At 68.4% G+C, this 5,445-nt stretch carries 5 protein-coding genes and 1 pseudogene; 3 read left to right on the top strand and 3 right to left on the bottom strand.

The window, feature by feature from the left end; genetic code table 11:
• Positions 1–82: 82 nt before the first annotated feature.
• Genes VLF38_RS13345 through VLF38_RS13335 form a run of 3 tightly spaced genes read right to left on the bottom strand, consistent with a single transcriptional unit; the run spans position 83 to position 2,280 of the window.
• Positions 83–820: a phosphoglyceromutase gene (locus tag VLF38_RS13345; RefSeq protein ID WP_325271732.1), complete on the bottom strand. Its 738-nt coding sequence runs from the start codon at positions 818–820 to the stop codon at positions 83–85.
• The gene (locus VLF38_RS13340) at positions 820–1,431 is read right to left on the bottom strand and encodes a hypothetical protein (RefSeq protein WP_325271731.1); all 612 of its coding nucleotides are present in this window, start codon (positions 1,429–1,431) and stop codon (positions 820–822) included. The genes VLF38_RS13345 and VLF38_RS13340 overlap by 1 nt, the downstream gene beginning before the upstream one ends.
• A 45-nt stretch (positions 1,432–1,476) precedes the next feature.
• Positions 1,477–2,280 (bottom strand): hypothetical protein, encoded by an 804-nt coding sequence (locus VLF38_RS13335; RefSeq protein WP_325271730.1) that lies wholly within the window; start codon positions 2,278–2,280, stop codon positions 1,477–1,479.
• 245 nt (positions 2,281–2,525) lie between these two features.
• Here VLF38_RS13335 and VLF38_RS13330 point away from each other — a divergent pair, with 245 nt between their 5' ends.
• From VLF38_RS13330 to VLF38_RS13320, 3 genes and pseudogenes are all read left to right on the top strand, one after another.
• Positions 2,526–3,011 carry a CarD family transcriptional regulator gene (locus VLF38_RS13330; protein WP_107698696.1) on the top strand — a complete coding sequence of 162 codons (486 nt, stop codon included), beginning with the start codon at positions 2,526–2,528 and terminating at the stop codon, positions 3,009–3,011.
• Positions 3,012–3,397: 386 nt separating this feature from the next.
• Entirely contained in the window at positions 3,398–4,972 is a 1,575-nt protein-coding gene (locus VLF38_RS13325; RefSeq protein WP_325271729.1) for a nitrate/nitrite transporter, read from the top strand.
• A 171-nt stretch (positions 4,973–5,143) separates the two neighbouring features.
• Positions 5,144–5,445, top strand: a pseudogene (locus tag VLF38_RS13320) (MFS transporter); the annotation flags it as partial.

Here is a 5,445-nt window from a genome sequence, read left to right as displayed (position 1 = left end):
AACCTGCAGAGTTCTTGCAGGTTCGCGCCGCCTCGACGACGTTGAGGTGCAGCTTTGCGCCGCCTCGACAGATCGGGGTGGGTCAGCGGCCCTGGTTGGCGACGGCGGCGGCAGCAGCAGCGGCCGCCTCAGGGTCGAGGTACTCGCCACCGGCCACGAGCGGCTTCAGTGACTCGTCCAGGCGGAAGACCAGCGGCTGCGCGGTCGGGATGTTGAGCGCCGCGATGTCCTCGTCGGAGATGCCGTCGAGGTGCTTGACGAGCGCACGGAGCGAGTTGCCGTGGGCGGTCACGAGGACCGTCTTGCCGGCCTTGAGGTCCGGCACGATCTCGCCCTCCCAGTAGGGGATCAGGCGCTCGACGACGTCCTTGAGGCACTCGGTCTTCGGGACGTCGATGTCGGCGTAGCGGGCGTCGCCGGCCTGCGAGAACTCCGACGTGTCGTCGAGCTCCGGCGGCGGGACGTCGTAGGAGCGGCGCCACAGCTGGAACTGCTCCTCACCGAACTTCTGCAGGGTCTCCTTCTTGTTCTTGCCCTGCAGCGCACCGTAGTGGCGCTCGTTGAGTCGCCAGTCGCGCTTCACCGGGATCCAGTGGCGGTCGGCGGTGTCGAGCGCGAGGTTCGCGGTGTTGATCGCCCTGCGCAGCAGCGACGTGTGGACGACGTCGGGGAGGACGCCGGCCTCCTTCAGGAGCGTGCCGCCGTTGACGGCCTCCGCGCGGCCCTTGTCGGTCAGGTTGACGTCGACCCAGCCGGTGGAGAGGTTGAGCGCGTTCCATTCGCTCTCGCCGTGGCGGAGCAGGACGAGCGTGTAGGTCATCAGTGCTCGTCGCCCTCGGTCGACTCGGCCGACTCGTGGCCGCCGTGGCCCTCGCCGCCGGTCTCGCCGTGCTCCGCGACGGCGGGGTCGGGCGCGCCGTTCTGGCCAGCGAACTGACCACCCTCGATGTTGTGGACGACCGGGACGCCGAGCGTCACCGTGCCGGCGTTGGCGAAGTCGAACTCGACCTCGACGATGTCGCCCAGGTCGAAGTCGCCGGTGACGGGGATGCCGCCGATGCCCGACGGGATGTCCGCAGTGCTGGTGGCGAGCGTGACGCTGCCACCCTCGGGGAGGGCGACGGGCTTGGTGACCTTGCCCGCGACGTCGCCGGAGATCGCGACCAGCCGGTCGGTGACGTCCTCGGTCGAGTCGACGGTCTCGATCTCGTTGTTGACCAGGGTGACCACGAGGGTGCCCTCGCCCGGGTGGTCGTCGTTGGCGACGATCACCGCGTTGAGGACGTCGACCGAGGAGTCGCGGTCGTTGGTGCCGGCGGCCGGCGTGTAGATGTGGTCCGTCGCCTGCTCCGTGCAGGAAGCGAGCGCCGGGGCGGCGAGAAGGAGCGCGCCGGCGCCGAGGAGGCGCGCGGTCCGGTTGCTGATCAGCATCGATGAGGCCTTCGTCAAAGTCGTCAGTGCGGGCTAAGAGTAGCGTCAGCGGGCCACGCCGAGGGTCGCGCCCGTGATGAGAATGCCCACTCCCAGCAGCCCCGTCCACACACCGGCGATCAGCAGCAGCCGCGGAGCGCCCGTACGGAGCGCCAACTGGAGCGGGAAGTGACGGATCCCGTCGGCGTTGTCGGCGACCAGGCCGGGCAGCGAGGCGAGCACGTGGACGCCCAGTCCGAGCAGGGCGGCGAGCACGGTGAGGAGGATGCTCGGCGCGTCGCCACCCTCGGTGCCCTGCGCTCCGCCGTACGACAGGAACGCCGGCCAGAGGGCGAAGGCGACCATCCATGGCACGAACGAGAAGCGGGTCCGGCGGAGGAGGCCGGAGTTGGCCACCATCGCGATGCCCAGGATGAAGAGGTGGGTGGCGCCGGCGACCACGCCGTTGGCCACCGAGAGGGGAACGACGAGCAGGACCGCGATGGTCAGCGCGAACCAGACGGTGCCGTGGTCGATGACGCCCTGCGCGACGGGCTTGCCCGGGAAGCCGTGGCGGCGGTCGCGCTGTACGTCGACGAGGTCGTTGTGCCAGCCGAGGATGACCTGGCCGGTGAGCACGGTCGCGAGCACGAGCAGGACCTGCGAGGCCGGGCGCCCGGCGATGGCGGCTCCCACCGCCACGAAGAGGGCGGTCAGCGTCGCCTGGCGCGGGTGGCTCGCCCGGAACAGGCTGACCGGCAGGCTGCGGGCGAGGTCGGCACGCGCGGGCAGGCGCAAGCGGCGTACGGCGGGGCCGAGCTTCGGGGAGCCGGTGCGCTTGCGGGGGAGCCGGATCGACTTGGCAGACATGCGGCCCAGTATTCACCGATCACGACGCCGCAGTGCGGTGCGTCACGCCGGAACCGGCCGATCGGAGGACAAACCGTCGATCGCCGATAACTCCGGCCGAACCGCTCAGGTGTTCGAAACCGGGGTCCCACCATGGAGGTCGCGGATCTGTCAAGCCTCCATTGCCGCCCTGACCTGCATAAACGGATGAAAGAGGTGCTCGGGACACGTGTTAGACTGGTCACCTAGGAAGGGGTACCTGACATATGACTTTCACCGTCGGCGAAACGGTTGTCTACCCGAATCACGGGGCGGCCGTCATCGAGGACATCGAGTACCGGACCATCAAGGGTGAAGAGCGGCAGTACCTGGTTCTCCGCATCGTGGCACAGCAGGACCTCGTCGTCCGCGTGCCGTCGTGCAACCTGGACCTGGTCGGCGTTCGGGACGTCGTGGACAAGCAGGGTCTTGACCGTGTCTTCGGCATCCTGCGTGCAGCCCACGTGGAGGAGCCGACCAACTGGTCGCGCCGCTACAAGGCCAACCTGGAGAAGCTCCACTCCGGCGATGTCATGAAGGTGTCGGAGGTCGTCCGCGACCTGTGGCGCCGTGAGCGCGACCGCGGCCTGTCGGCCGGCGAGAAGCGGATGCTGGCCAAGGCGCGCCAGATCCTCGTCTCCGAGCTCGCGCTCTGCGAGAACACCAACGAGGACAAGGCCGAGGCCCTGCTCGACGAGGTGCTTGCGTCCTGATCCCGCTCCACTGAGCGATCGAAGGCCCCCGGCAACAGCCGGGGGCCTTCGGCATTTCCGGAGGCTCGTCCGCACCGCGCACCGCCTCACGCACGGGCTCACATGCGCCGGCCGGCGCCCCGCACAGGCCCGTGAGCGTCGGCGCCGGCCACGGTGATCGGCTGTTTTCCTCGCCGAAACACCGCGCAACGGAACCGTCATGCCGCGCCCGTGAGGTCGTGCGTCGATGTTGATCCCCGGCGGGAACTTTGTGAATTGTTTCGCAATCTCCGGTTGGGACTCTTCTCGCATCCCGATGGCTCCCATCGGTTGGTCCCACCCGTGACGTACGCCGCGTCAGCGCCGACGCGGCGTACGTGCACGGACAACACCGTAGGAGAACTGCAGTGACGATCACCGACACCGGCGCCCCCGGCGCCACCGTGACCGCGAAGGGCGGTACCTGGATCGAGGACTGGCGTCCCGAGGACGACGCGTTCTGGGAGAACGGTGGCAAGGCCATCGCCAAGCGCAACCTGATCTGGTCCATCTTCGCCGAGCACCTCGGCTTCTCCGTCTGGCTCCTGTGGAGCGTGAGCGCGGCGCTGCTGGCCAAGCAGGGCTTCGTCTTCACTCCCGAGCAGCTCTTCTTCCTGGTCGCGGTGCCCAACCTCGTCGGCTCCCTGATCCGGATCCCCTACACCTTCGCGGTGGGCAAGTTCGGCGGGCGCAACTGGACCGTCATCAGCGCGCTCCTGCTGCTGATTCCGACGGTGCTCTACGTGGTCGCGGTGCAGAACCCGGACACCCCGTTCTGGGCGTTCGTGGTGATCGCGGCGACGGCCGGCTTCGGTGGCGGCAACTTCGCCTCGTCGATGGCGAACATCAACTTCTTCTACCCGGCCAAGGCCAAGGGCGCTGCCCTCGGTCTCAACGCAGCGGGCGGCAACCTGGGTGTCGCGCTGATCCAGTTCTTCCTGCCGATCATCGTCGGCGCCGGTGGCGCCTTCGGCCTCTTCGTCGCGGCCACCAAGGTCGTCGACGGCAAGAAGCTCCCGGATGTGCACCTCGAGTACGTCGGCTTCCTGTACATCGCCCTCGCGATCGTCGCGGCTACCGCGGCGTACTTCCTGATGAACAACCTGCGTGAGGCGAAGTCCACGCCGAAGGACCTGCTCCCCGTCCTGAAGCAGAAGCACACCTGGGTGATGTCGTTCCTCTACATCGGCACCTTCGGGTCGTTCATCGGCTACTCGGCCGCGATGCCGCTGCTGATCAAGCTCAACTTCTTCCGTCAGCCGGTCCCGACGGCCGAGCCGCTCGGCATCAACTTCGTCTACTACGCCTTCCTCGGCGCGCTGGTCGGCTCCGTCGCCCGCCCGATCGGTGGCTGGCTCGCGGACAAGTACGGCGGCTCGAAGGTCACGCTCTACACCTTCATCGCGATGATCGCCGGCACGCTCGGCATCTTCTGGACGCTCACCCGCCTGACCGTCGTCCCAACCCCGGCCCCCGAGGTCCTCAAGGGCTGGCAGGCCGACCCCTCGACCTTCCCGGGCTACAAGCCGGAGGTGATCGAGGCGGTCCAGGCCAACACCGAGCTCTTCCCGCTCTTCCTCGCCTTCTTCCTCTTCGTCTTCGCCGCCACCGGCATCGGCAACGGCTCGACGTACCGGATGATCCCGCTCATCCAGAAGCACCAGGCCGTCGAGGCCACCGAGGAGGGCACCCCGGAGCGCCACGCGGCCCTGCTGAAGGCGACGAAGCTGTCGTCGGGCGTCATCGGTATCGCCGGTGCCATCGGTGCCATCGGTGGCTTCCTGATCCCGATCACGTTCAACGCGCCGTGGGTCACCGACCCGATCGACGCCTGCCGCTCGGCCTTCCTGGTCTTCACCGGGTTCTACGTGATCTGCCTCGGCGTGACCTGGTGGTTCTACATCAAGAAGTCGGGCAAGTCGCTCGGTCACGCGGACATCTGATCCCGCCTGACCACCCAGATGCCGTACGCCGCCGGGCCCAGCTCCCCGGCGGCGTACGGCTGCGTTCTGGGCAGGTGAGAAAAGGTTGTCACCTCCGCGAAACATGGGGGAACGGCCGCGAAATCCGGCGCACCTAGCGTGGCGAGCGTCCACTGACCCGAGGAGCTCGCCGTGACGCCGTCGCTGATCTCGACCCGCACCAGCCCTGCCGCGGCGAGCGCTGCCGTTCCCGCGGGCGGCACCTGGATCGACGAGTGGCACCCCGAGGACGGCGCCTACTGGGAGGCAGTGGGCCGCCGCGTCGCCCGCCGCAACCTGCTGGCCTCGATCTTCGCCGAGCACGTCGGATTCTCGGTCTGGCTCCTCTTCAGCGTCTGCGCGGCCTACCTGCCGTTCGCGGGCTTCGACTTCGCGCCGTCGCAGCTCTTCCTGCTGGTCGCCCTGCCCAACCTCGTCGGCGCCCTGCTCCGCCT

This window comes from Nocardioides sp. (assembly GCF_035481145.1).
In the GTDB taxonomy this organism is placed as follows: Bacteria; Actinomycetota; Actinomycetes; order Propionibacteriales; family Nocardioidaceae; genus Nocardioides.
This window is presented reverse-complemented; position numbering and strand designations above follow the sequence as displayed.

Bases quoted from the DNA above. Each gene is read 5' to 3' on its own strand.
- VLF38_RS13335 (WP_325271730.1), bottom strand. From the start codon at position 2,280: ATGTCTGCCAAGTCGATCCGGCTCCCCCGCAAGCGCACCGGCTCCCCG.
- VLF38_RS13345 (WP_325271732.1), bottom strand. From the start codon at position 820: ATGACCTACACGCTCGTCCTGCTCCGCCACGGCGAGAGCGAATGGAAC.
- VLF38_RS13340 (WP_325271731.1), bottom strand. From the start codon at position 1,431: ATGCTGATCAGCAACCGGACCGCGCGCCTCCTCGGCGCCGGCGCGCTC.
- VLF38_RS13330 (WP_107698696.1), top strand. From the start codon at position 2,526: ATGACTTTCACCGTCGGCGAAACGGTTGTCTACCCGAATCACGGGGCG.